Source organism: Flavobacterium anhuiense, from assembly GCF_050990855.1.
Classification (GTDB): Bacteria; Bacteroidota; Bacteroidia; order Flavobacteriales; family Flavobacteriaceae; genus Flavobacterium; species Flavobacterium anhuiense_C.
Window position 1 is genome coordinate 2,619,205 of sequence record NZ_CP158861.1, and the last position, 23,540, is coordinate 2,642,744.

Consider the following 23,540-nt stretch of genomic DNA (forward strand, 5'->3'; position numbering starts at 1 on the left):
TTTTAACTAAGCTATGCAATTATTTGTTACTAAAAACGGCTATTTAAAATATCTTCAGCAACAATATCAGAATGCAGTAAATCTTCCATTTTTTTAGTCATGCGCTGTGCTTTTAAAGCATAACCAAACATTTTTTTCTCATAGTCTTTTATGGCTTCATCAATAGTTTTAAATTTTCCGTTGGTCAAATTTTCGGTTAAATGAAACGCATCATATAATCCCATATTTACACCTTCGCCTGCAAACGGAGGCATTAAATGTGCGGCATCGCCAACAAGAGTTATGTTTGAATGTTTTTTCCAAGATTCTTCTAAAGAAAATAAACGCAAAGGCAGGCCAGAAAATTCAGTCGAAGCGGCGAAGAATTTTTTATAATCGCCATTCCAATTTTTGAAAGTTTCATTCAAAAAAGAAATAACAGATTGATCGTCTTCAAAATTGATTCCATGATTTGAAATCCAATCTTCATCGGCTTTAAAAGAAGCTCCGAAATGAACAGAACCATCGCGCATTGTGTGGGTGTAAAACATTTTGTGTTCTCCCATTGCCATCACATTTCCGTTACCATATTTTGGTTTAAATTCGGGATAATCTTGGTCTGGATTTGAAATTTCTCCCTGAATAATATAAGTTCCAGAAAGTTGAGGTTCTTGGTCGCTCACAAATTTTCTTGCATTCGATCTTCCGCCGTTTGCCACGATTACAAAGTCTGCCACTGTTTTTGTACCGTTTTTGAATTCTAAATGATATTGATTTTGAGATTTTTCAATGTTCATTAATTGACGGTTCCAAGCAACTGTATTTTCTTCGAGATTGTCCAACATAATTTTTCTCAAATCGTTACGATCAATTTCTGGACGAGAAAAAGCATTGTTTTCATTCGGCATTTCATCAGAAGTAATATTTCCATCCATATCGGCCATTTTTTCGCCTGTTGGTCTCGCGTATTTGTAGAATTCGTCCATTAATCCCGCTTTCTCAATTGCATATTGTCCAGAATCAGAATGAATGTCCAAAGTTCCGCCAGATGTGCGTGCTTCTGCATTGGTATCTCTTTCATAAACCGTAACATCGGCACCATTAATTTGTAAAATTCGTGCAGTTGTTAATCCAACAGGACCTCCGCCGATAATGGCAATTTTTTTATTTTTTATAATTGAAGTTTTCATTTTATTGAAAGTATGTTGTATTTGAAATTGTTATTGTTATTGAAATTTTGGATCAACGGGCTAAAGCTTTTAGAACCAAATTAAAAGCTTCATTTTTCAGTTCGTCATTTAGAATAAATGGTTTTCCAGACATTGATTTTCCATCTCTGTGAAATTCTAAAAGAGAATAAAGTGGGCCATAGGCAATACTCCAGAAAACTTCGTACGGAATAGAAATAAGTTCTTTTCTCTCAATCGCGGCAAGCATAAACTCTGTCATCATTTGTTTATAATCGCCTGTTATTTCTGCTACGATAGCATCGCCATAAGTAGAATGCTTTAAAAGTTCGAAACAAGTTGCTTGAAGAGTGAAATTCAAATTGAAATAAATACGATTCTCCCATTGATTTCGTAATCCGTCTTTGAAAGACATATCAGCAGAAAACCCATCAAACATTTTTTCAAAAAAGTTTTTACCAATCTCAATTCCGATTTTTCTAATCAAATCTTCTTTGTCTGAATAGTAAATATAGAGTGTAGCTACAGAAATACCGCATTCTTTCGCTAGACGATTCATTCCAAAACCTTCTACACCTTGTGTAACAATCATTTCGATTGCTTTTTGCTTTACAATTTCTTCTTTATTGATATCTCTTGTTCTCATTTTCTAACTAATTATGATGCAAAGATATAAATAATAAATGAATGTTCGCTTATTTATTTTTTTTAAGATGCTGAGGTCTAAGATTCTGAGATACTAATTTTTTTCCTTTTAGGAACAAAGGTGCAAAGTGACAAAGTAACAAAGTGGCAAAGTTTCAAAGTACAAAAGCTCAAATTGACAACGATTCAGAGTGGCAAAGATTGAGAGTGTTATGTTATGCAATTAGTATGAATTGCCTCCAGCTTTAGCTGGAGGTTTAAAAGTGGAGCAGTGGAAGGCTTTAGCCAAATAATTATTCTTTTATGCAAAAAAAAAATCAGCTGAAGCAATTAAATATTACTTCAGCTGATTTTATATTTATAGTGTATTTTACAAAGTTTTTGTGGGTTCGGCTTCTCTTAGGTTTTGGTTTTCTAAGATTTCTTTTAAAAATGGTTTTACTTGTGTTTCAATTTCAGAAACTGGAATATTTAAAGCTTCGGGATCAGATGCTAATTGCAACCATGGTTTTGGTCCGTCAAAATCATAATTTCCAAAAACTACTACTGGGGTTCCTTTGACTTTTACATTTTCTCGATCTTTCAAAATCCACTCGTCAGCAAATTTATAAAGGTATTTGGCATCTTTTTCTAATAATCTCAAGCAAGAATGCGAAGCTGGATATCCAGGCAAGTCATATTCGTGAAAACCAACTCCTAGTTTATTTTCGATATTAAAATTCCATTTTAAGTCCCATTCGTCATTGAATGTGCTCGTTGTTTTCTCTGCTTTCCAATTCGTAAAAAATAACCCTGTTGGCGTAGGATCTTTTTTTCTTCCCATATTTGTTGGGCCTGTTCTGACCAATTCACCATTTTCATACGCGGCGAATGTTTGAGTAGGATAGGAGAAAAGGATAATTTTTGAAACTTCTTCTAAAGCAGCAACATGAAGCGGAAATGGAAGATAATAAACCAAATCACCACTAAAATCTGCTGGAATTACAACAGAATCTAGTTTTTTGAAATTGGCTTTATCTGTTCGATTTAAAGCGTAAACAATATCCATTTTCGAGCTATCAGCTTCATTCAGCTTCAGCCATTCTTTGGTTTTTTCTATTTGGTATGAAACCGTTTTTGGTTTCTTGTATTCAATTACTTCTTTTTTTTCTTTTTTATTTTCCGTTAGCGTTATAGTATCGGTTTTTTTACAAGAACCTAATAAAACCAACATTAAGATCAGTAGGGCGTTTGCTGTGTAATATAACTTTTTCATAGGTCGTATTTTTATGAATATAAAGTTATAAATCTGATAGCTGGAAAGGGTTACATAATTTTTTGAATTGGTTTCGGGATTTTCATTTTAAAATGCTATTCTTTAAATCAATCCTTTTATTTTAGCATGCTGCAACAACATAATTGTTTTAGCATCTGTAATTTCTCTTGATTCAATCATAGCATAAGCTTCATCAAAAGTAAATTCTAAAACCTCAATGTTTTCTTGTTCAGCATCCAATCCGCCGCCTTCGCTAACTTTTAAGCTTTCGTCATATTCTCCAACAAAAAGATATAGAATTTCGGTTACAGAACCTGGCGACATATACGTTTCCAAAACTTTCTGAACTTTGCTTAATCGGTAACCTGTTTCTTCTTCTGTTTCGCGAATTATAGCTTGTTCTGCATTTTCTTTATCCAGAAGTCCGGCGCAAGCCTCGATCATCATTCCGCTTTTATTTCCGTTTAAGTAAGTTGGCAAACGAAATTGTCTGGTTAAGATAACCGTTTTTTTAGTTGAATTGTATAATAAAATTGCAGCGCCATTTCCACGATCGTAAACTTCACGAATATGCGACTCAACAGGCTGATTTTCTTTTTTATAATTAAATGTTACTTTATTTAATACATACCAATTATCAGATAATAATTTGGTTTCTGTAATTTCGATTTCAGGATTTTTTCTCATAAAACTTATTTGTCAAAAAAAAACGCTCTGATTATCAGAGCGTTTAAAATGTATTATTTTGTTATTGTTTGTTTTCTATCTGGTCCAACCGATACAATTTTGATTGGCACTTCGATTTCTTTTTCAATAAACTCAATATATTCTTTTAGCTCAACTGGCAACTGATCGTAAGTTGTTAAACCAGTTAAATCTTGTTTCCATCCTTTAAATTCTTTGTAAACCGGAGTAACGTTTTCTGGCTCAATGTTGTAAGGAAAGTGAGAAATGTTTTGGCCTTTGTAGTTGTACTCTGTACACACTTTTAAAGTTTCAAAACCAGAAAGTACGTCACCTTTCATCATCATTAATTGAGTAACTCCATTTACTTGAACAGCATATTTTAAAGCTACTAAATCTAACCATCCACAACGTCTTTGTCTTCCTGTTACAGAACCAAATTCGTTACCCACTTTTGCCATTGTAGCACCAACTTCGTCAAAAAGTTCAGTTGGGAAAGGTCCGCTACCTACACGTGTAACGTAAGCTTTGAAAATTCCGTAAACTTCTTTGATTTTGTTAGGAGCAATTCCTAAACCTGTACAAGCTCCAGCAGCAGTAGTGTTTGATGAAGTTACGAAAGGATAAGTTCCGAAATCAACATCTAATAAAGATCCTTGAGCACCTTCGCAAAGAATAGATTTACCTGCTTTTTGAGCTTGGTGCATGTATTCTTCACTATCAATGAAATCTAATTTTTTAAGTTCTTCAATAGCTTCAAAGAATTCTTTTTCTAATTCAGCTAAATTATATTGAATAGCAACATCATAAAAAGCAATCATTGCTTCATGTTTGTCTGCCAAAGCTCTGTAACGCTCTTTGAAATCTTCTAATTCGATATCTCCAACACGTAAACCATTTCTACCTGTTTTGTCCATGTAAGTTGGTCCAATTCCTTTAAGAGTAGAGCCAATTTTTGCTTTTCCTTTAGAAGCTTCAGAAGCTGCATCAAGTAAACGGTGCGTTGGTAAAATTAAGTGTGCTTTTCTAGAGATAATTAATTTGCTTTTGATATCAAGGTTGAATTTTTCTAAACCTTCGATTTCTTTTTGAAAAACTACTGGATCAATTACAACTCCATTTCCGATGATATTTACTGAATTTTTGTGAAAAATTCCAGAAGGAATCGTTCTTAGTACGTGTTTAATTCCATCAAATTCTAATGTATGTCCTGCATTTGGTCCTCCTTGGAAACGTGCAATAATATCATAATTTGAGGTAAGTACGTCTACAATTTTTCCTTTACCTTCATCTCCCCATTGTAATCCTAGTAATAAATCTACGGTCATTCTGTTTTAATTTGCGTTGAGACAATCTAAGTTGCCCTACTGATTATGTAGTTAATTTTCTTTTTTTTAATTTTTTTGAAAAGTCTAATCTAAAAGACTATGAATTTGAGTTTTGCTTTTTGTTTCCGTAGAAATAAAGCGAGTGATTTGTAATTTCGATATCAAAAATTTCTTCGATAGTCTTTTTGATGGTCTGAATTCTTGGGTCACAAAATTCGATTACCTCACCAGAATCGGTCATAATGATATGATCGTGCTGTTTATCAAAATATGATTTTTCGTAGTAAGCCTGATTTTGCCCAAATTGATGTTTTCTAACCAAAGCGCAGTCCAACAATAACTCGATCGTGTTGTATAAAGTAGCTCTACTCACACGATAGTTTTTGTTTTTCATCTTGATATAAAGGTTTTCTATATCAAAATGCTCCTCGCTATCGTAAATTTCCTGAAGTATAGCATAACGCTCAGGAGTTTTGCGATGCCCTTTTTGTTCAAGATATAGTGTAAAAACATTTTTTACAATTTCTTGATTCTTAGTGTTGTCAGTTGAAATAAGTGTCATATCCGGCAAAGATAATTTTTTATTTTTAATGAATAAAAGTTTCGGGTTTAAAGTTTAACGTTTAAACTTGTTTTTGAGTAGTGATAATGCACTAAACACAGGCTTTTACGTCAAAAATATTTTGAAAGCTTATTTTAGCTTAATTAACATAATTATTTTAATTTTTGATAAAACTAACAATGGCTAACTTGATTTCGTCATGAACATATACCAGTTCCATTCCCAAGTTTTTCCTTTGTCGTCAGACATTGCTTGGCTCCAAATAGGATTTTTTTCGTCTCTGGCATCCCATCTGAATACTTGAAGCACAGGTTTTTCATTAAAAATATCTTCAGAAAAAAAATGTCCAACCTTATTTTCAAAAGAACCCACTACAGGTTTGTCTAATGTCCCTGTGTTGGAATCTGACCAGTAAATGCTCCACAATTTTGTTATTGGATTGAATAATCTTACGGTCATGCCTTCAAATGGTTCTCCATCAAAAGTGGCTAGAAAGTTATCTATGTTTCCAATCCCGTTTAGAATCTTGTACATTTCCTGTGTGGAAGGGAATTCAATCCACTCCTCGCAATTCGTTAATCTGGATTTTAATTTTCTGTTGCGAATAACAGATTTTCCTTGAAAAAAATCAAAATCATCTTTCGATGAAGATTTAGAAGCAGTAATAATTAGCTCACCTTTTTCATTAAAATTGATTTCTGGAATTTTTAAGTTTTCATTCTCCATAAAAAAAACATTTATTTAAATAGTTGCGAGGTTATATTTCTTTTGACTTTAAGACTTTAAACTTTTGACTTATTTAAGTTCTATACTCTCTAGTAACCTTATCAACTCCGTCAATTTTCTTGATGGCGCTAATCATTTTCTTCAAAATAGTATTGTTTTTTACAATTACCGCCACTTGTCCGTGGAAAATTCCAGCATCTGTACTAAGCGAAATACTTTGAATATTTACGCTCATATTGTTCGAAATTACTTTTGTTAATTGGTTGGTAAGTCCTAAAACATCCATTCCGGTAATATTGATAATGGCTTTGAATTCCTCTTGAGAAGAATCAATCCATTTGGCGCTCATGATTCTGTAAGCATAATTCGACTGCATTCCAATGGCATTTGGACAATCTTTTTTATGCACTTTTATTCCTTCGTTAATGGTAACAAAACCAAAAACATCGTCACCAGGAATTGGGTTACAGCACTGCGAAAGTTTATAATCTAATTTATCATGTTCGGTTCCAAAAACCAGCATGTCATAATTGCTGCTAATAACTGGTTTGTGAATATCTTCGTCTGCGGTATCTTTCGTTCGTTTGATTTTATTTTTAAAGAAATTGATAAACGAATTGCTTTTCTGTGCCGCATAATCCTTTAACTGCTGATTTTCGATTGCACCAATTCCAACTCTATAAAATAAATCTAAGCTTGTTTTTAGTTTAAAGAAGTTAACTAATTCATTTGTAACCTGCTCGTTAAAGGTAACTTTTAGATGTTTTAATTTTCTAACAAGTAATTCTTTTCCTTCTTCTGCGATTTTTTTAGTGTTCTCGTTGAGAACGTTTTTAATTTTATTTTTAGCTCTCGAAGTCGTTACATATTCCAACCAGTTTACAGTTGGTTTCTGGTTTGGAGAAGTAATTACTTCAACCTGATCACCACTTTTTAATTCGTAGTTTAATGGGACTAATCGTCCATTTACACGAGTTCCGCGAGTTTTAATTCCGATTTCAGAGTGAATGCTGAAAGCAAAATCAAGAGAAGTAGCACCTTTTGGCAGCGATTTTATTTCTCCTTTTGGAGTAAAGACGAAGATTTCTTTAGAATATAAATTCATTTTAAAATCTTCTACAAAATCAACCGCATTGGTTTCTGGATTCTCCAACGCTTCGCGAAGAAGATTCAGCCAAGTGTCTAAACCGCTTTCTTCTGTTCCTCCGTTTTTGTATTTGTAATGTGCAGCGTAGCCTTTTTCGGCAATTTCGTCCATACGTTCGCTTCGAACCTGAACTTCAACCCAACGTCCTTTTGGTCCCATCACTGTAATGTGAAGCGCTTCATAACCAGTCGATTTTGGTGATGAAATCCAGTCACGCAAGCGGCTCGGGCTAGGTCGATAATGATCGGTTACGATAGAATATATTTTCCAAGCAATGAATTTTTCTTCATGCGGATCAGCTTTGTACACAATTCTAAGAGCAAACTTGTCATACACTTCGTCAAAAGTTACGTTTTGTGCACGCATTTTTCGACGAATGGAGTAAATCGATTTTGGTCTTCCTTTTATGATATAGTCAACACCTTCGTTGTCTAAAGATTTCTTTAAAACATCCGATATATCTTTGATATAAGCGTCTTGCTCTTCTTTTGTTTCGCGAATTTTGCTTACAATGTCGTTGTAAACAGTTGGTTCGGTATATTTTAGTCCTAAATCTTCAAGTTTTGTTTTAATGTTATAAAGTCCCAAACGGTGGGCGAGAGGAGCGTAAATGTATAAAGTTTCAGAAGCGATTTTGGTTTGTTTGTATTCTGCCATCGAATCCATGGTCTGCATGTTGTGCAAACGATCTGCCAATTTGATCAAAATTACACGAACGTCATCATTCAGAGTCAGAATCATTTTTCTGAAATTTTCAGCCTGCATAGAAGCATTCAAATCTTTTTGAACTAATGAAATCTTGGTCAAACCTTCAACAAGCTGTGCTACTTTCGGGTTAAACAAACGTTCGATTTCATCAACAGTTACAGGAGTGTCTTCAACAACATCGTGCAATAAGGCCGCGGCGATAGAGGTCGCTCCCAGACCAATTTCTGAGGCAACGATTTTTGCAACTGCAATGGGATGAAAGATATACGCTTCGCCCGATTTACGTCTTTGTTCTTTGTGAGCATCAACGGCAACATCAAAAGCTTTTCTAATTAATTTTTTGTCAGCGGGGCTTAAAGTTTGGTAACTTATTCGTAGTAATTCTTTGTATTCCTGCGCAATAGCTTTGTTTTCTTTTTCAATATCTATTTCTGTCATAACGGCATAGTTCAAGTACTAAAAATAAGAATTAGTTTGAACATACGCAAGGCTTTGCAATTGTTGATTTTAGATTTTAGATTTTAGATTTTTTCCTGTAGGAATGGGACTTCGACTTCGTTCAGCTTAATGGTAAAAAATGAAAATAATCAAATTTTAAATCCAAAAAAGAGCGAAGCGATTTTTAAAATCTAAAATCTAAAATCTAAAATCTAAAATCTAAAATCTAAAATCTAAAATCTAAAATCTAAAATCTAAAATCTAAAATCTAAAATCTAAAATCTACAATCTAAAATCTAAAATCTAAAATCTAAAATCTAAAATCCTCTTTGTCTTTTCGCTTCAAAAATTAAAATCGCAGCAGCAACTGAAACGTTCATGCTGTCGATTTCTCCCTGCATCGGAATAATGATGTTTTGAGTCGCAGCATCACGCCATTCTTGTGTTAAACCTGTTGCTTCTGTGCCCACAACCAAAGCGGTTGGAGTAGTGAAGTTTTGAGTGTGATATGAAGTTGAATTTTGTAGCGTCGCGCTGTAGAAATTAATCTTTTTTTCTTTTAAAAACGAAATGATTTCAGAAGTCGTTCCCGTTGCAATTTGGTTAGTAAATAAACAGCCAACACTAGAGCGCACGATATTCGGATTGTATAAATCGCTTTTTGGATTGGCAATTAAAACAGCATCCAAATTAGCGGCGTCTGCTGTACGCAAAACAGCTCCAATATTTCCTGGTTTCTCTAGAGATTCTACAACTAAAAGTAATGGATTCTCAGATAATTTTAAATCAGATAATTTAAGAGATTTACTTTTTGCTACCGCTAAAATTCCTTCTGTAGTATCGCGATACGCTAATTTTTGGTAAACCTCCTTGTTGATTTCTATAAGTTGAAAAGGATTTTTAATCAGTTTATTGATCTCTGATTCGGAAACTAATTCGGGTAAAAACAAAACCGTTTCGATTTCGTAACCTCCTTTTATCGCTAATGAAATTTCTCTTAAACCTTCAATCAAAAACGTTCCGGTTTGTTTTCTTGCTTTAGATTTTTCTTGAAGTAAAACCAAAGATTTGATAAACGGATTTTGAATTGAAGTGATTTGTTTCATTTTTTAAGGCTCAAAGTTGCAAAGGGACAAAGTTACAGAGTTTTTTTCTTCCTGCAAGGTTTTTAAAACCTTGTAGGTATGCCTAGAAAGTTTTTCTGCCACTAATTTCACGAATTGCCACAAATTAGAATTGCGTAAAGCAAAAAAGAAATTAGTGTAAATTAGTGAAATTCGTGGCGAAAAAAAATAAAAAACTATTTCTCAAAAACTTCTTTTACCTCTTCCTCAACAGGATGATCTGTTGTGAAAGTGTGGCCTAAAAATTTTGCTATAGTTTGAGCAAACTGTTTTTGATAGAACTGAGCATTTGTTTTGATTTCGCCTTTTGGAGCAATTTCTGGACCCATTGCAGCAAACCAAATTTGAGATGCACCCGCGACATCAGAACCGTGATCTGTCCATTGCGATTTTACCTTATCGCCGCGTCCATGATCTGTTGTGATAAATAGAGTCGTTTTGTTTTTGTACTGCGGATCGTTTTGAACAAAATTCCAGATTTCCTGAATCCATTTGTCTACTTGATTGGCTGCATCCAAATACGAGCGATATTGCGCGTGATGCGCCCATTCATCGGTTTCTCCATAAGCAATGTAAAGCACTTTCGGCTTTTTCGTTTTTAATTCGTCTAATGCTTGATAATGGGTAAAAACGTCTAAACATTCATCTTCATGAAAAGGCTTAAACGAATTATCACGCATTTCATTCAGCAATTTTTGAGTTGCTGTTGGTTTGTTTCCGCCCACTTTATCAAAAGCAGAAATAACTGGAAAAGCGCTTCTTTCTTCGTTTAAAATTCGATCAAAAGCATCCCAAGCTCCAAATGCGGCCACTTTCCCTTTTAGTTTTGATTGTTTGTTTAGAAATTCTAAAACATTCACATTCGGATTGGCTTTGTAGCCGTTTGAATTGACTTTTACATCCACATTTCCAGTCATGATTTCGCTGTATCCAGGATAACTAAACCAATACGGATTGGCAACATCAACTTTGTTTCCTAAATCTCGATTTCCGTAAATCTGACCTTTCGCAACAATTTCAGACCAAAAAAAAGGCATTAGTTTTTTTCGTGATTCCTTGATATCTGGACTGCTGTATTTTTTATAAATGTAAGCGCTGTCTCCTTGATTGAATTTTTTATCATTGGCAATTGCGACGTCTACTCCTTTAAAAAGTTCTTGCCATCTGAAACCATCTGTCGTAATAATGATAATGTTCTCTGTTTTTTGAGCAACCGCTAGAGAGCTGATTAAAATAAAAGCTGATAAAAATAGTTTCTTCATTTTATATCTTTTTAAATAGAATTTAAAAACAATGATAATTCGAGTTTAATCGAAAAACTAATTATAAACGTTATTTCTTTTTTAAATATTTCATTGCTTCCTCTAGTGTGGCATCCTTGTTTTTTAAATAATCGTTAAGCGTTGGAATAACCTCGATATCAGGTTTTATTCCATAGCCTACAAATTCTCTTCCGTCAGGATAAGTGTCTTTTTTAGTGCAGATTCTTGCAGAACCACCACCAGGAAGATCAATAAATAAAGGTTGTCCAGTACTTCCAAATGATCTTTCTCCCATTTTAATCATATGCTGTTGTTTATCTGCATAGATTAAAAAATCTTCTGCAGCAGAAGCAGTGTTATGTCCTAATAAAATGACAGTTGGAACTACAATACGTTTTGCCTTTAAATGAATAGTATCTGGTGCATAATCAAAATCATAAAAATAATCATCATGGTAAGATAAATAAGCTCTTTTTTTCCATGAATTGTTTATAGTATCTTTTGTGCTAATAGATTTTCCCCAAGCTTTGTAAGCAGGAATGTGAGAACGACTTTTTGTTTTTGAACCGTAAAGAAGGGTGTCATTTGTTAAATATTGTAGAATTTCAGTTCCTACATTTGTGTTTCCTCCACCATTATAGCGTAAGTCAATTATTAATGATTTTGCTTTATATAATTCTGGAAGTTTGTCTACAAATAAGCTGTCGATTTTTTCGTCTCCAAACGAGTTTAAAGAAACATAAGCAGTTTCTTTATTCATCCATTTAAAATCTAAAAGTTTTTTTTCAGGTTCAAAAGGAGGGAAAACTTCTTTTTCTTCTGTTTTTTTATGAGTTAAAGTAAGTTCGGCAATTTTCTGATTTGGTTTCTTTATTTTAATTTTATAAGTCTCGCCTTCTAATCCTTTTAGCAAATAAAAAATACTCCAATCTTGTAAAACATAATCTGTTGATGAAGAAATATAAGGTGCAACATCTTCATCAATATATTTTTGAGTCGGTTTTCCGTTAACTTCAATTATCTCACTTCCAACAGGGATTTCATCTTTTTTGCTAAGATTTGTTCTAATAACAATCGCTTTACCTTCGATATTTTTGAGGTAGATTCTATAGTCGCCAAACATATTGCCTAGTGTTTCGATTCCTTTAGAGAAATACACATTTGTATGCCCGTCTTTTAGCAGGGCACAAAACTTTTGAAGTTCGCGATAATACTCGTAATCATTTTTTGTGTTTTGAACAACAGAAATCAATTCTTTATATCGGTTATCCCACATTTGTCTGTCTACTTTATCCAAATAAACAAAGTTGTAATTTACTTCTTGCCAGAATTTTGAAAGTCCGTATACCTTATCATTGGCAGTTAACGTATTTGGAGCTTGTCCAAAATTAGAGATTGAGAAAAAAAGAAAAACAAAGGCAATTACCGATCTCATTGATTTTTTGGTTGTTTAAAGGTTAGTTTTTTGAGTAATGAAAGTAAGGGTTATAAAATCCCTCTAGATTTAATTTCTAAATATTTATTTATAGCATCCAAAGTCAGATTTTCAGGTTGTGTTAAAACCGAATGAATTCCGTATTTTTTCAATTCATTTACGATTAATCGTTTTTCGAACATGAATTTCTCGGCAATCACTTTGTCATAAACTTCCTGAATTGTGGTAGTTTTTTTATTGATGATGCTGTTTAATTCTGTATTGCTAAAGAAAACAACGACTAATAAATGGCTTTTTGCAATTCCTTTTAAATATGGTAATTGACGATTTAAACCGTCCATGGTTTCGAAATTCGTGTACAGAATAATTAAACTTCTCTGATTGATGTTTTTCTTAATATCAACATACAATCTGCTGTAATCACTTTCGAAGAAATCTGTTTTTACGTTGTATAAAGCTTCTAAGATTTTCTGCATTTGCGAACCTCTTCTTTCAGCAAAAACGCGGTTTTCTACTTTTTTAGAAAAAGAAAAAAGACCCGCTTTATCTTGTTTTTTCAAAATGACATTCGACAAAACCAAAGCCGAATTAATAGCATAATCCAATAAACTTAATCCGTCAAAAGGCATTTGCATGACACGGCCTTTGTCAATTGCCATATAAACCGATTGCGATTTTTCGTCTTGGAACTGATTCACCATTAAGGAGTTTCTTTTGGCGGTTGCTTTCCAGTTCAGTGTTCTTAAGTCGTCACCTTGAACATATTCTTTAATCTGTTCGAACTCCATGGTATGACCAATTCGGCGTATTTTTTTGATTCCGTATTGAAATAAATTATTCGAAAAAGCAATCAAATCGTATTTTCTTAATTGAATGTAAGACGGATAGGTTGGAACCATCTGATCATTATCAAAAGAAAATCTTCTCGAAATAAGTCTTAAAGGTGAAGAAACATAAATATTTAAAGCACCAAAATGGTATTCTCCGCGTTCTGTTGGGCGAAGATCGTAACCAATTTCTTTTTGTGCCGCCGGTTTTATCGTTTTTACAATTTTGAAATCACGAATTTGAAATTGAAACGGAATTTCGTCAATTATCTTAACCGAAATTGGAAAAGTATAATGGTTTTTTAGATGGATTGTAATTGGGTTTAAATCTCCATTTGACAACTTTTCCGGCGTAATTCTTTCTGCTTCAAGTCCTGTTCTGGCTACATATAAAAGTAAAATGTCAAGACATAAAAAAGTCACTAAACCTAAAACCAGCAGCCAAACCGCATTGTACATATTCGGAAACAGGAAGGCGCAGACAAACAATCCTATAATGCCTATCAGCACATAGAAAAAGAAATTGTTGAGATATAGACTTTTTATGAATTTCATTTTTTATTGTTTCTGAGTTTCAGGTTTCAAGTTTCAAGTTTTCCTGCAAGGTTTTCAAAACCTTGTAGGTATGGTATTGAAAGTTTAGATGAAATAGGAAATAATACTTACGAGGTTTTGAAAACCTCGCAGGAACACAGAAGTGTTACCTCGGAATTTCCACTGTTTCAATAATCTGTTTAATAATTTCTGAGCTTGTAATTCCTTCCATTTCACGTTCTGGCGCAACAATAACACGATGCTGTAAAACTGGAATTGCAGCTTCTTTAATATCTTCTGGCGTAACAAAATCACGTCCGCGGATGGCAGCAAAACCTTTTGAAGCATTTAGAATTGCGATTGAAGCACGAGGCGAAGCTCCTAAATATAAAAAGGCATTTTCACGCGTGTTTACTACGATTCTAGCAATATATTCTAGTAAGTTTTGCTCTACTCTAATTTGTTTTACCAAAGCTTGGTATTGTTTGATTTCTTCTGCAGAAAGAATCGTTTTGATAGCATCCAGTTTTCCGTGATCTTGTAAAGAATGTTCTCTTTGGATGATTAAAATTTCTTCGTTCAATTTTGGATAATCGATTGTAATTTTAAAAAGAAAACGGTCCAATTGTGCTTCGGGTAAACGATACGTTCCTTCTTGTTCCACAGGATTCTGAGTCGCAATTACCAAGAACGGAGCTTCTAGCTGATAAGCAGCACCGTCAATTGTAATTTGGCGTTCTTCCATAACTTCGAAAAGCGCTGCTTGCGTTTTTGCGGGAGCACGGTTGATCTCATCAATTAAAATCAAATTAGAGAAAATAGGCCCTTTTTTGAATTCAAATTCTGAGTTTTTCAGATTGAATATCGAAGTTCCTAAAATATCAGAAGGCATTAAATCTGGCGTAAACTGAATTCTGCTAAAACCAATATGAAGCGTTTTTGCCAATAATTTGGCTGTGATGGTTTTGGCAACTCCAGGAACACCTTCTAAGAGAACGTGACCGTTTGACAAAATAGCGACCAAAAGCTGATCTACCATTTTGTGCTGACCCACAATTACGGTTTCGATTTCTTTCTTAATCGTATTTACATGTTCTAAAAGAGGCGCTAAATTAATTCTCGTTTCAAAATTCACATTCTCGTTTGTGATTTCGCTTGATGTTGTATTGATGTCGTCCATAATTTGGTCTATTTTTTGTTTTTTTAGCCACTGACTTAAGGATTAAAAAGGATTTTTTAAGTTAATCTGTAGCAAATATTTTAGTTAATGTAAAATCTTTTCAATTGCGGTGTTTATTCTTAGGAGATCTTCTTCCAAGCTTCCATGATAACTACCTCGGTGATCGTTTATTAATTGAATTAAGTCACGAATATCTTTTTCGTCTTTTCCTGTTTTATAATGCAATTTGGTTATAAAATTATCATCTAAATTTGTTGTATCAAGCAGATAATCGGTTCTTATTTTTTCTAAGAAATAAATGATTTTTTTGTCAATAATATTGGTATGATCGCCTTCTTGATAATACAAATTCCCAACGGTTTTGGTAAATTCAACAGTTGAATTCTGCAATGGTTTTATAATTGGAACAATACGCTGTTTTCTTTTGGCATTGAAAATCATAAAAATAAGAATTCCAATTAAACCTAAATACCAAGCCGATTTTAAAGCAGGCTGACTCCAGATATATCGCAGTGGAGAACTCGAAATTCGCTGATCATTAAAACTTTTGTTGTACCAATAAATATTTCCTTTTGGAATATAAGAAACTAGATTTTCGGTATATTGATAGTAATTTTTTTTCAGCAAAATATAATTGGTAAAAGCTACTGGCTGCGTGTGCAGATAGAGATGACCATTTTTATAAGGAACTTCAATAAAATTAATCTGTCTTTTGTTTTTAGCACTGTTTTGATAGCCTAAAACTTTGGTGTTTAAAGTGTCTATTTTTGAAAAATAATCGCTTAATCCTGTATTAAGAGTATATTTTTTTGAATTTACTTTTTTATTTGCCATCCATACCGAAACGCTGTCAACGGGCATAAAATCGGTTTTTAATTCAATTTTTAAAGAATCCAATAATACTGGCGGAAATACTTTCATACTTAAAAAAGCATTGTTTCCGTGAGAAACAAAATATAAAATCTCTTTCATGGACTGATCGTCAATATTGTTCACTTCAGAAATATTAACGAATGTGCCTTTAATTTTATAGGTTTCTACATTTTCTCTTGCATCATATTGAGAATCCAAATATTCGTAAGGCGTTTGTGTTGAAATTCGCTCTACTTTTTGTTTGAAAAGATTATCTGCTTCCTGGTCAAAAATGTACAAACCGAACGGAATTTTATCCTCAATAGCATAGGTAGGAGTCCAATTAATAGGTTTTGGCTGTCCTTTATCTACTAATAATGTTATTCCGAAAACTAAAACTAGAATAGCAATGTATATTTTAACTTTATTATCCATTACCAAATATTTTTAATGCTTTTTTAAATCTGTTTTCAGTCTTTCTGAAGATAGTTTCGTCAATTTCAAATTCGCCGTACCAAATGTAATTGTACAAATAAGAAAGATAGGTAAACTCTTCTTTATGAGCAGGATTTTGCAATTCGTACAAATAATCGGAGTTGGTTTTTTCAATATCCCATTCAATATAGTGGTTTTGAGCCATTACTTTTAAAAGCCATAAATAATAATATCGAATTGCAATTCTTCTTTCGCCAGATTCGATGCTTTCTTTAATAAGTTTTTCGAAGTCTAAAAGATGAATGTTTTTCTCGGCGTCAGAATAAAATAAAGTTCTCTTATTGGCATTCTTTCCAAAAATCCAAGATCCTTCTCGTTTAATTAGAGCTTTGGCAATAAAATAAACCAAGACAATAACCACTAGAATCGCAATTATTCTAAATAAAATAGAAATAAAATCGAGAGAGGTTTTTACACTGCTGAAATTAAATAAATTGAAAATCTGTCTTGCTAGCCAATGCTTAAAATGATCCCACCAGTTTTTTTCGGGAGCTTTATATTCGTAGACAAATTCTTTATCGGTATATTTTTTCTTGAAATTCTTTTCAAAATGTTTGGCTTCTACAGTTCCAGAATCTACCCGAATATCTTTTTCGGTATAAATTATGGCAGCAATTTTAGGAGGATCTTCTTTAACCACAGTATCTTGAGCATTTGCAATACCCAAGGAGAAAAGAAAATATAGTATAATTGAAAATCTATTCATTGCTTTGATCCCCGATTAAATCAATTGATTGAGATTCGTGCTGACTCCCTGCCTTTAAACTATAATAAATCATTCCCTGATGAATGACAGTTACGTTATTAAAAATATTGCCAAGAATGATAAGTGCAAGTACGATAATGGTGATAAAACCTATTAATAAAGGCGAAGGCTCTATCGATTTTGCACTATTGGAATCAGCGTTTCCTATAAAATAGGCAATAGCTATAAATATACCCACAAAGTAAAGAAACATAGTTATGGCTGCCTGAATAAACTGCATGATAATCATCATAATAAATGTTGACCCAATGGTATTCCAAAAATCTTCTTTTATTAAATAATAACTATCTTTTAATGATTCAAAAAAGCGTTTTTCTTCTGTTAAATAGCTATAAAACCAAAGATTGAAAAAAGTAAAACAAGCTGGGATTGCAATAAAAAGCAATGGAATTCCAATAATTATGAAGCATAGGAAAAAAATGATAACCAATGCAATTATTAAAATCGGAAAAAATAAAAGCAGGATTCCGAAACTAAATTTTATCAGTTTAAAAAGGACTTTCAAAAAACTTGACCAAACATCATTTAACCCAAAGTCTTTTTCCCCATTGGCAATCATTTTTAAATATAAAATAGGGTATGCATAATTAAACAAGGAGAAAACAAGAAGAAGAAGTGCACAGATCATTACTAAGACAAATGTAAGTCCTTCATTATTATTAAAATAGCTAATAAGGTCGCTTTTTAATTCGTTGTTTTCTAATCCAGAATTTTTTATGGCTTCAAAATTGACTTTAATTAAAGTATAAATTATTATTCCTAATAGTACTAAAAAAGCTCCATTTACAATGAAAAAGATCTTAAAAAAGTTTTTTCCGAAATCTTTGAAAAAAGTAAAAGTTTCGCCTAGATTGTCACCTAGTTGGCGTTTTCTATAAAGTTCAAACATTATAAATTAATTGGTTTTGAAGTTATTTTTTTGTGGACAATAAAAGGGTATATTAAGTAGTAAAATGAAATTATTGCAAGCGTCAATAAAATGATAAAACTACTCAGCCAATTGTGCATATCGATAGAGTATCGGGTAATAAAACCTTCTAAAAATCCCGCACTAATTGTAAAAGGAAAAGTGCTTAAGAATATTTTGAAGCTGTTTTTAAAACCGATTTTAAAAGAGTTTAATCGTGAGAAAGTTTTAGGAAATAGGATAGAAGCCCCTAAAATAAATCCCGCCGTTGTTTCGATTACAATAGCAAAAATCTCCATTGAGCCATGAATCCAAATACCACGTACGCTTTTCCAAAAAACACCTTGCTCGTAGAAAAAATACTGGAAAGAACCCAGCATAATACAGTTGTGTAGAAAAACATTGAAAGTTCCGATTCCTGCAAAAATGCCATAGAAATAGCACTTAGCCCCCACAAAAAGGTTGTTTGCAGTAATACCAATAAAACTTCCCCAATTGCTTCCCGAACTATATACGGCCATTGGATTGCCTTTTTTTATGTTTTCTAAAGTCATGTTCACGTATTCATCACCTAAAATGAGACGCACAAAATCACGATCATATCGAGCAGAGAGAACCCCAATTGAAACCGTAACAAAAAACAAAGAGAAAGCATAAACCAAATACCTTCTGTATTCGTAGACCAATAAAGGAACTTCGATTTTAAAGAAATCTATAATTCGATTTTGGTCTGTGCGTTTGGTCTTGTAAATCTTTTGATAAATCTGAGAGGCAAGATGATTAAGATATACAACCGTTTTACTTTTAGGGTAATACGTTTGCGCATACGACAAATCATTCATCATTTGAATGTACAAATTGGCTAATTCATCAGGATTTTTTTTAGCTTTACCAAAAATTGCCAGCTCAAACTCGAGCCATTTTTCTTTGTTTTGTTTTATAAAGGCGATTTCTCTCATTGTAGGCTAAAATATAAAATATGTCAGAATTATCTATTAATACGACTCAAAATGTCAAAATAAATTTTATTGCCGCTTCTGTAGGTGAAAGACTAGGGGCTTTTTTTATTGATTTTTTTATTATAATCTCTTATACAACAGTGATTTCGATAGTGATTTTTGATTGGTTGCAGCTTAATCAGTTAATGGCAAATTTGGATAATTGGTCGCAAGGCGCGATTTTCTTAATGCTCTATTCGCCCATAATAGTGTACTCGCTTGTGTTAGAAAGTGTTTTCGAAGGGCAATCTCTTGGAAAAAAAATACTGAAGATTAAAGTCGTTAAAATTGACGGTTATCAGGCTGCTTTTGGAGACTATTTAATCCGCTGGTTTTTTAGGGTGATTGACGTTTTGTCTTTTTTCGGGCTTCCTGGACTTATTTCAGTTATTACGACTAAGAAATCACAACGATTGGGTGACTTGGCGGCAGGAACAGCAGTGATTACTTTGAAAAATAAAATTAATATCAGCCATACCATTTTAGAAGAAATTGGCGAAGCGTATGTGCCAACTTATCCTTTAGTAATTAAACTCTCAGACAATGATATGCGTATTATCAAAGAAACCTATCAGAGAGCTGCGGCAAAAAACGACCACGAGGTTATTTATAAACTAGTAGCCAAAATTGAAAGCGTTACGGGCATTAAAAATCAATCTGGAAACAACAGTGATTTTATTCGCGTTATTTTAAAAGACTATAATTTCTATACCCAAAATATGTAAATTTTTTTCTTTGAATTATTGTTGTATTTTTTTGCTTTTTATTGATAATTTTTCAAAATTTCTTCGTAAATTTATATATAAATAATTAATTCATAAATTTCCAAACAAATGAAAATTGCAAAACCTTTTCTCGTATTACTAGTATTGTTATCTGCTTGTGTTAGTTTTGCTCAAAGCGGAAAAAAATTAGATAAAATTATAAAGAGAGATTATCAGATTATAGAATGTACGATTTTAAAAATGTCTGATAAAACAGTAGAATATTCGCTTCCAGGCGAAACAATTCAGATTTCATTAGACGTTTCGCAGATCGCCAAAATCGATTTTGCAAGCGGAAGATCTCAAACTTTTGATGTTTCTGCAAATGCAAACAGCGCCAATCAAAGTGCGTCCTCTCCAGCCATTGCAATTGCAGATAAGCAGCACAATACAATTGCAGTATTGCCAGTTCCGTATGTAAATGCAGACAATCAGCAAGGTTCTGAGGATATGGCCAAATTTGCTCAAAATGATTTGTATAACAAACTTTTAGATAAATCATCTAATATTTTTCCGTTGACAGTTCAGGATTTAAGAACAACGAATAGTTTATTGCACAAAGCAGGAATCGATCATAACAACATTGACGAAACGCCAATAGAGGATCTTGAAAAAATCTTGGGAGTTGATAATATTGTTGCTGCAAAAGTGTCATACACAATTGGAACCGGTACAACTGCTACAACTTATAACAGCGGAAATGCTAAAGTGAGCAACAACAATAAAAAAGTAACGACAAGCGATATCTCTACAGCAACAGCAAACGATCAAAAGTACTATTACTACACGGTTTATTTTGATATGTATAAAAATACCGATAAAATCTACTCGCAAACCCGTAAACCTTTGCTAGCAGTAAAAGACGGCTGGATGGATTCTATTTCATACTTATTAAAAAGAAGTCCGATTTATGTAAAAAAATAAGAAGTCATATTATGAGTTAGATTTGCGAAGATTATTCCTTACAACTTTGTAACTTTGACGCTTTGCATCTTTGTAACTCAGAAAAAATGTTTCACCTACTTGATATTATTGGAACAATGGCGTTTGCTATGTCTGGCGCCTTAACGGCAATGCATAAAAAACTAGATCCGTTTGGGGTTTTTATCATTGCATTTGTAACTGCAGTTGGAGGCGGAACGCTTCGTGATGTTTTAATTGGGAGAACTCCCGTGGGCTGGATGCGTGATATGCAATATGTGTACGTGATCATTTTAGGATTTTTTCTAGCCATTCTTTTCAGAAAAAGCTTTGATAAACTTCGAACCTCATTGTTTCTTTTCGACACAATTGGGCTCGGAGTTTTTACTTTAATAGGACTTGAAAGAGGACTTATAACAGGACTTCATCCAACAATTTGTATTGCTTTAGGAACCATGACAGCTTGTTTTGGAGGTGTAATTCGCGATATTTTGTGTAATGAAATTCCAAACGTTTTTAGAGAAGAAATCTATGCAACAATCTGTATTTTTGGCGGAATCGTATTTTTTGGATTGCGAAAACTAAATTTAAATGACGATATTCTATATTTAGTTACTTCTCTTGTTATTATTGTGATTCGATTAATGGCAGTTAAATACAAATGGCATTTAAAAGCATTTGATCATATGTAGCATGAAGTACACGATTAGAAAATATAGTCAGGAAGATTATGCAGTCTGGAACGATTTTGTTAATCAGGCTAAAAATGCTACTTTTTTATTTCATCGCGATTTTATGGAATACCACAAAGAACGCTTTGAAGATTTTTCGCTTATGGTTTTTGACGGGGAGAAGTTGCACGCAATTCTTCCTGCCAATAAAAAAGGAAATTCACTTTATTCTCATCAGGGCTTAACGTACGGAGGATTGGTTTTTTTATCGAAATTGAAAGCAGAAAAAGCAGAATTGATTTTAGATGAAATTTTGCTTTTTTTGAAAGCAAATAAGTTTGAAACTTTTTATTATAAGCCTATTCCAGGTTTTTATTTTTCGGAAGGAAATAAGGCAATGGATTTTTTTTTAATGAAAAGAGGAGCAGTGTTAGAAAAAAAAGAAATGAATTTGGCTGTAAATCTTAATGTTCCTTTGAAGATTTCGAAAAGTAAAATGAAGCATTTCAGAAGAATCGAAAATCTTGATTTAGATATTTTTGAAGAAGAAACTTTTGACCCGTTTTGGGAGAAAATTTTAGAACCGAGATTGTTAGAAAAATTCGGTGTTAAACCCGTTCACTCCAAAGAAGAGATAGCACTTTTGAAATCTAAATTTCCGCAAAACATCAAGCAATATTCTGCTTATAGAAACGATGAAATTATTGCTGGAATTACAATTTTTGAAACCAAAAACGTTGTCAAATCGCAATACGGCGCCACATCCAAAATAGGAGAAGAATTTCGAGCACTCGACTTTTTATTCATCAATCTGATTCATAAATACAAACGAAAGGGCAAACAGTTCTTTGATATGGGAATTGTAGACGAACCAAATGAGTCAGGTTATAATAAAGGGCTTTTGAAACAAAAAGAAGAATTAGGATGTACAGTTTATAATCAGGATTTTTATAAAATTAAAATAGAGTGATACCATTTTTAGACCTAAAAAAAATAAACGAACCGTATGAGGCTCTTTTTCAGGAAAAACTGAAATTGGTTTTAGCAAACGGCTGGTACATTTTAGGGAAAGAACTGGAAACATTCGAAAAGGCTTTCGCCAAATATTGCCACTCTAAACATTGCGTTGGAGTAGGAAATGGTTTTGACGCTTTGGTTCTTATTTTTAAAGCATACATAGAACTCGGAAAACTCCAAAAAGGCGATGAGGTAATTGTTCCTGCAAACACCTATATCGCGAGTATTTTAGCTATTCTGCAAGCCGATTTAATCCCTGTTTTGGTCGAACCAAGATTAGAAACTTACAATATAAATCCAGATCTAATTCAGGAAAAAATTACTCCAAAAATAAAAGCCATTTTAGCCGTTCACTTATATGGACAATTGGCTGAATTGGATAAGATTAATGAAATTGCAGAAAAACATAATTTAATTGTGGTTGAAGATGCAGCACAATCTCATGGAACAGAAAAGTTTAAATTCCAAAATCAAAATTCCAAATTCCAATCGTGCGAAAATCTATCTCGAGATTTCGGGACTAAAATCGACAATCTAAAATCAGCAATCGCCTATAGTTTTTATCCAGGAAAAAACCTTGGCTGTTTGGGCGACGGTGGAGCGATTACTACAAACGATTCTGAATTGGCAAAAGTGCTTTATTCGCTTCGTAATTATGGTTCAGAAAAGAAATATCATAACGAATATATCGGCGTAAATTCAAGATTAGACGAATTGCAAGCAGGTTTTTTAAATCTCAAATTATCCAATTTAGATGCAGATAATGAAAAAAGAAGAGCCATTGCCAAACGATATTTATCAGAAATTAAAAATGATAAAATAGTACTTCCGTTTTGGGATTTCTCCAATAATCATGTTTTTCATTTGTTTGTCATTCGAACAGCAAACAGATTACATTTACAGGAATATTTAGCTCAACATACTATTCAAACGGTTATACATTATCCAATTCCTCCGCATAAGCAAAAAGCTTTTTTAGATTGGAATACTTTGTCTTTTCCAATTACAGAGAAAATTCATCAAGAAGTCTTGAGCTTACCTATGAGTCCTGTTTTAACAGCTTCTGAAGTTGATTTTATTATCGAAATTTTAAATCAGTACTAATTGCATTTCTATAGAAAAATAATT

General features: G+C 33.0%; 22 protein-coding genes. 5 read left to right on the top strand and 17 right to left on the bottom strand.

Annotated features, from left to right (window positions below):
• Nucleotides 1-29 precede the first annotated feature (29 nt).
• The 17 genes from ABTV69_RS11655 to ABTV69_RS11735 form a co-directional block, all read right to left on the bottom strand.
• On the bottom strand, nt 30-1,169 hold the full coding sequence (locus ABTV69_RS11655; RefSeq protein WP_433836522.1) for an FAD-dependent oxidoreductase: 1,140 nt from the start codon (nt 1,167-1,169) through the stop codon (nt 30-32).
• A 52-nt stretch (nt 1,170-1,221) separates the two neighbouring features.
• A complete protein-coding gene (locus ABTV69_RS11660; protein WP_433836524.1) occupies nt 1,222-1,812 on the bottom strand; it encodes a TetR/AcrR family transcriptional regulator in 591 nt (196 codons plus the stop codon).
• Nucleotides 1,813-2,181: 369 nt separating this feature from the next.
• A complete protein-coding gene (locus ABTV69_RS11665; RefSeq protein ID WP_433836526.1) occupies nt 2,182-3,066 on the bottom strand; it encodes a L,D-transpeptidase in 885 nt (294 codons plus the stop codon).
• Between the two features lie 102 nt (nt 3,067-3,168).
• The gene (locus tag ABTV69_RS11670) at nt 3,169-3,753 is read right to left on the bottom strand and encodes an NUDIX domain-containing protein (protein ID WP_433836528.1); all 585 of its coding nucleotides are present in this window, start codon (nt 3,751-3,753) and stop codon (nt 3,169-3,171) included.
• A 53-nt stretch (nt 3,754-3,806) separates the two neighbouring features.
• Complete coding sequence (locus tag ABTV69_RS11675; protein WP_433836530.1) at nt 3,807-5,078, bottom strand: adenylosuccinate synthase; 1,272 nt, start codon at nt 5,076-5,078, stop codon at nt 3,807-3,809.
• Between the two features lie 97 nt (nt 5,079-5,175).
• Nucleotides 5,176-5,640: a Fur family transcriptional regulator gene (locus ABTV69_RS11680; protein ID WP_008462215.1), complete on the bottom strand. Its 465-nt coding sequence runs from the start codon at nt 5,638-5,640 to the stop codon at nt 5,176-5,178.
• Nucleotides 5,641-5,823: 183 nt separating this feature from the next.
• Nucleotides 5,824-6,366: a hypothetical protein gene (locus ABTV69_RS11685; protein ID WP_433836532.1), complete on the bottom strand. Its 543-nt coding sequence runs from the start codon at nt 6,364-6,366 to the stop codon at nt 5,824-5,826.
• Nucleotides 6,367-6,439: 73 nt separating this feature from the next.
• On the bottom strand, nt 6,440-8,659 hold the full coding sequence (locus ABTV69_RS11690; protein ID WP_433836534.1) for a RelA/SpoT family protein: 2,220 nt from the start codon (nt 8,657-8,659) through the stop codon (nt 6,440-6,442).
• A gap of 317 nt (nt 8,660-8,976) precedes the next feature.
• Nucleotides 8,977-9,765 carry a TrmH family RNA methyltransferase gene (locus ABTV69_RS11695; protein WP_433836536.1) on the bottom strand — a complete coding sequence of 263 codons (789 nt, stop codon included), beginning with the start codon at nt 9,763-9,765 and terminating at the stop codon, nt 8,977-8,979.
• Between the two features lie 194 nt (nt 9,766-9,959).
• Entirely contained in the window at nt 9,960-11,045 is a 1,086-nt protein-coding gene (locus tag ABTV69_RS11700; protein WP_433836538.1) for a phosphoglyceromutase, read from the bottom strand.
• Nucleotides 11,046-11,115: 70 nt separating this feature from the next.
• Nucleotides 11,116-12,480, bottom strand: a complete 1,365-nt coding sequence (locus ABTV69_RS11705; RefSeq protein ID WP_433836540.1) for a S41 family peptidase — start codon at nt 12,478-12,480, stop codon at nt 11,116-11,118.
• 50 nt (nt 12,481-12,530) lie between these two features.
• Nucleotides 12,531-13,862: a DUF58 domain-containing protein gene (locus ABTV69_RS11710; protein WP_433836542.1), complete on the bottom strand. Its 1,332-nt coding sequence runs from the start codon at nt 13,860-13,862 to the stop codon at nt 12,531-12,533.
• A gap of 145 nt (nt 13,863-14,007) precedes the next feature.
• A complete protein-coding gene (locus ABTV69_RS11715; protein WP_433836544.1) occupies nt 14,008-15,021 on the bottom strand; it encodes an AAA family ATPase in 1,014 nt (337 codons plus the stop codon).
• A gap of 84 nt (nt 15,022-15,105) precedes the next feature.
• Nucleotides 15,106-16,308 carry a DUF4350 domain-containing protein gene (locus tag ABTV69_RS11720; protein ID WP_433836546.1) on the bottom strand — a complete coding sequence of 401 codons (1,203 nt, stop codon included), beginning with the start codon at nt 16,306-16,308 and terminating at the stop codon, nt 15,106-15,108.
• Nucleotides 16,301-17,074 (bottom strand): DUF4129 domain-containing protein, encoded by a 774-nt coding sequence (locus tag ABTV69_RS11725; protein WP_433836548.1) that lies wholly within the window; start codon nt 17,072-17,074, stop codon nt 16,301-16,303. Before ABTV69_RS11725 ends, ABTV69_RS11720 begins: the two co-directional genes overlap by 8 nt.
• Complete coding sequence (locus tag ABTV69_RS11730; protein WP_433836550.1) at nt 17,067-18,023, bottom strand: hypothetical protein; 957 nt, start codon at nt 18,021-18,023, stop codon at nt 17,067-17,069. Before ABTV69_RS11730 ends, ABTV69_RS11725 begins: the two co-directional genes overlap by 8 nt.
• Nucleotides 18,023-19,000 (bottom strand): stage II sporulation protein M, encoded by a 978-nt coding sequence (locus ABTV69_RS11735; protein WP_433836552.1) that lies wholly within the window; start codon nt 18,998-19,000, stop codon nt 18,023-18,025. The genes ABTV69_RS11730 and ABTV69_RS11735 overlap by 1 nt, the downstream gene beginning before the upstream one ends.
• A gap of 20 nt (nt 19,001-19,020) precedes the next feature.
• On the opposite strand from ABTV69_RS11735, the gene ABTV69_RS11740 reads away from it, so the two are divergent.
• From ABTV69_RS11740 to ABTV69_RS11760, 5 genes are all read left to right on the top strand, one after another.
• Nucleotides 19,021-19,764, top strand: a complete 744-nt coding sequence (locus ABTV69_RS11740; protein ID WP_433836554.1) for an RDD family protein — start codon at nt 19,021-19,023, stop codon at nt 19,762-19,764.
• Nucleotides 19,765-19,872: 108 nt separating this feature from the next.
• On the top strand, nt 19,873-20,727 hold the full coding sequence (locus ABTV69_RS11745; protein ID WP_433836556.1) for a hypothetical protein: 855 nt from the start codon (nt 19,873-19,875) through the stop codon (nt 20,725-20,727).
• 86 nt (nt 20,728-20,813) lie between these two features.
• On the top strand, nt 20,814-21,416 hold the full coding sequence (locus tag ABTV69_RS11750; RefSeq protein WP_433836558.1) for a trimeric intracellular cation channel family protein: 603 nt from the start codon (nt 20,814-20,816) through the stop codon (nt 21,414-21,416).
• A gap of 1 nt (nt 21,417) precedes the next feature.
• On the top strand, nt 21,418-22,365 hold the full coding sequence (locus ABTV69_RS11755; RefSeq protein WP_433836560.1) for a FemAB family protein: 948 nt from the start codon (nt 21,418-21,420) through the stop codon (nt 22,363-22,365).
• A complete protein-coding gene (locus ABTV69_RS11760) occupies nt 22,362-23,516 on the top strand; it encodes a DegT/DnrJ/EryC1/StrS family aminotransferase (RefSeq protein WP_433836562.1) in 1,155 nt (384 codons plus the stop codon). The genes ABTV69_RS11755 and ABTV69_RS11760 overlap by 4 nt, the downstream gene beginning before the upstream one ends.
• Nucleotides 23,517-23,540: the final 24 nt, after the last annotated feature.

Bases quoted from the DNA above. Each gene is read 5' to 3' on its own strand.
- ABTV69_RS11655 (WP_433836522.1), bottom strand. From the start codon at position 1,169: ATGAAAACTTCAATTATAAAAAATAAAAAAATTGCCATTATCGGCGGA.
- ABTV69_RS11660 (WP_433836524.1), bottom strand. From the start codon at position 1,812: ATGAGAACAAGAGATATCAATAAAGAAGAAATTGTAAAGCAAAAAGCA.
- ABTV69_RS11665 (WP_433836526.1), bottom strand. From the start codon at position 3,066: ATGAAAAAGTTATATTACACAGCAAACGCCCTACTGATCTTAATGTTG.
- ABTV69_RS11670 (WP_433836528.1), bottom strand. From the start codon at position 3,753: ATGAGAAAAAATCCTGAAATCGAAATTACAGAAACCAAATTATTATCT.
- ABTV69_RS11675 (WP_433836530.1), bottom strand. From the start codon at position 5,078: ATGACCGTAGATTTATTACTAGGATTACAATGGGGAGATGAAGGTAAA.
- ABTV69_RS11680 (WP_008462215.1), bottom strand. From the start codon at position 5,640: ATGACACTTATTTCAACTGACAACACTAAGAATCAAGAAATTGTAAAA.
- ABTV69_RS11685 (WP_433836532.1), bottom strand. From the start codon at position 6,366: ATGGAGAATGAAAACTTAAAAATTCCAGAAATCAATTTTAATGAAAAA.
- ABTV69_RS11690 (WP_433836534.1), bottom strand. From the start codon at position 8,659: ATGACAGAAATAGATATTGAAAAAGAAAACAAAGCTATTGCGCAGGAA.
- ABTV69_RS11695 (WP_433836536.1), bottom strand. From the start codon at position 9,765: ATGAAACAAATCACTTCAATTCAAAATCCGTTTATCAAATCTTTGGTT.
- ABTV69_RS11700 (WP_433836538.1), bottom strand. From the start codon at position 11,045: ATGAAGAAACTATTTTTATCAGCTTTTATTTTAATCAGCTCTCTAGCG.
- ABTV69_RS11705 (WP_433836540.1), bottom strand. From the start codon at position 12,480: ATGAGATCGGTAATTGCCTTTGTTTTTCTTTTTTTCTCAATCTCTAAT.
- ABTV69_RS11710 (WP_433836542.1), bottom strand. From the start codon at position 13,862: ATGAAATTCATAAAAAGTCTATATCTCAACAATTTCTTTTTCTATGTG.
- ABTV69_RS11715 (WP_433836544.1), bottom strand. From the start codon at position 15,021: ATGGACGACATCAATACAACATCAAGCGAAATCACAAACGAGAATGTG.
- ABTV69_RS11720 (WP_433836546.1), bottom strand. From the start codon at position 16,308: ATGGATAATAAAGTTAAAATATACATTGCTATTCTAGTTTTAGTTTTC.
- ABTV69_RS11725 (WP_433836548.1), bottom strand. From the start codon at position 17,074: ATGAATAGATTTTCAATTATACTATATTTTCTTTTCTCCTTGGGTATT.
- ABTV69_RS11730 (WP_433836550.1), bottom strand. From the start codon at position 18,023: ATGTTTGAACTTTATAGAAAACGCCAACTAGGTGACAATCTAGGCGAA.
- ABTV69_RS11735 (WP_433836552.1), bottom strand. From the start codon at position 19,000: ATGAGAGAAATCGCCTTTATAAAACAAAACAAAGAAAAATGGCTCGAG.
- ABTV69_RS11740 (WP_433836554.1), top strand. From the start codon at position 19,021: ATGTCAGAATTATCTATTAATACGACTCAAAATGTCAAAATAAATTTT.
- ABTV69_RS11745 (WP_433836556.1), top strand. From the start codon at position 19,873: ATGAAAATTGCAAAACCTTTTCTCGTATTACTAGTATTGTTATCTGCT.
- ABTV69_RS11750 (WP_433836558.1), top strand. From the start codon at position 20,814: ATGTTTCACCTACTTGATATTATTGGAACAATGGCGTTTGCTATGTCT.
- ABTV69_RS11755 (WP_433836560.1), top strand. From the start codon at position 21,418: ATGAAGTACACGATTAGAAAATATAGTCAGGAAGATTATGCAGTCTGG.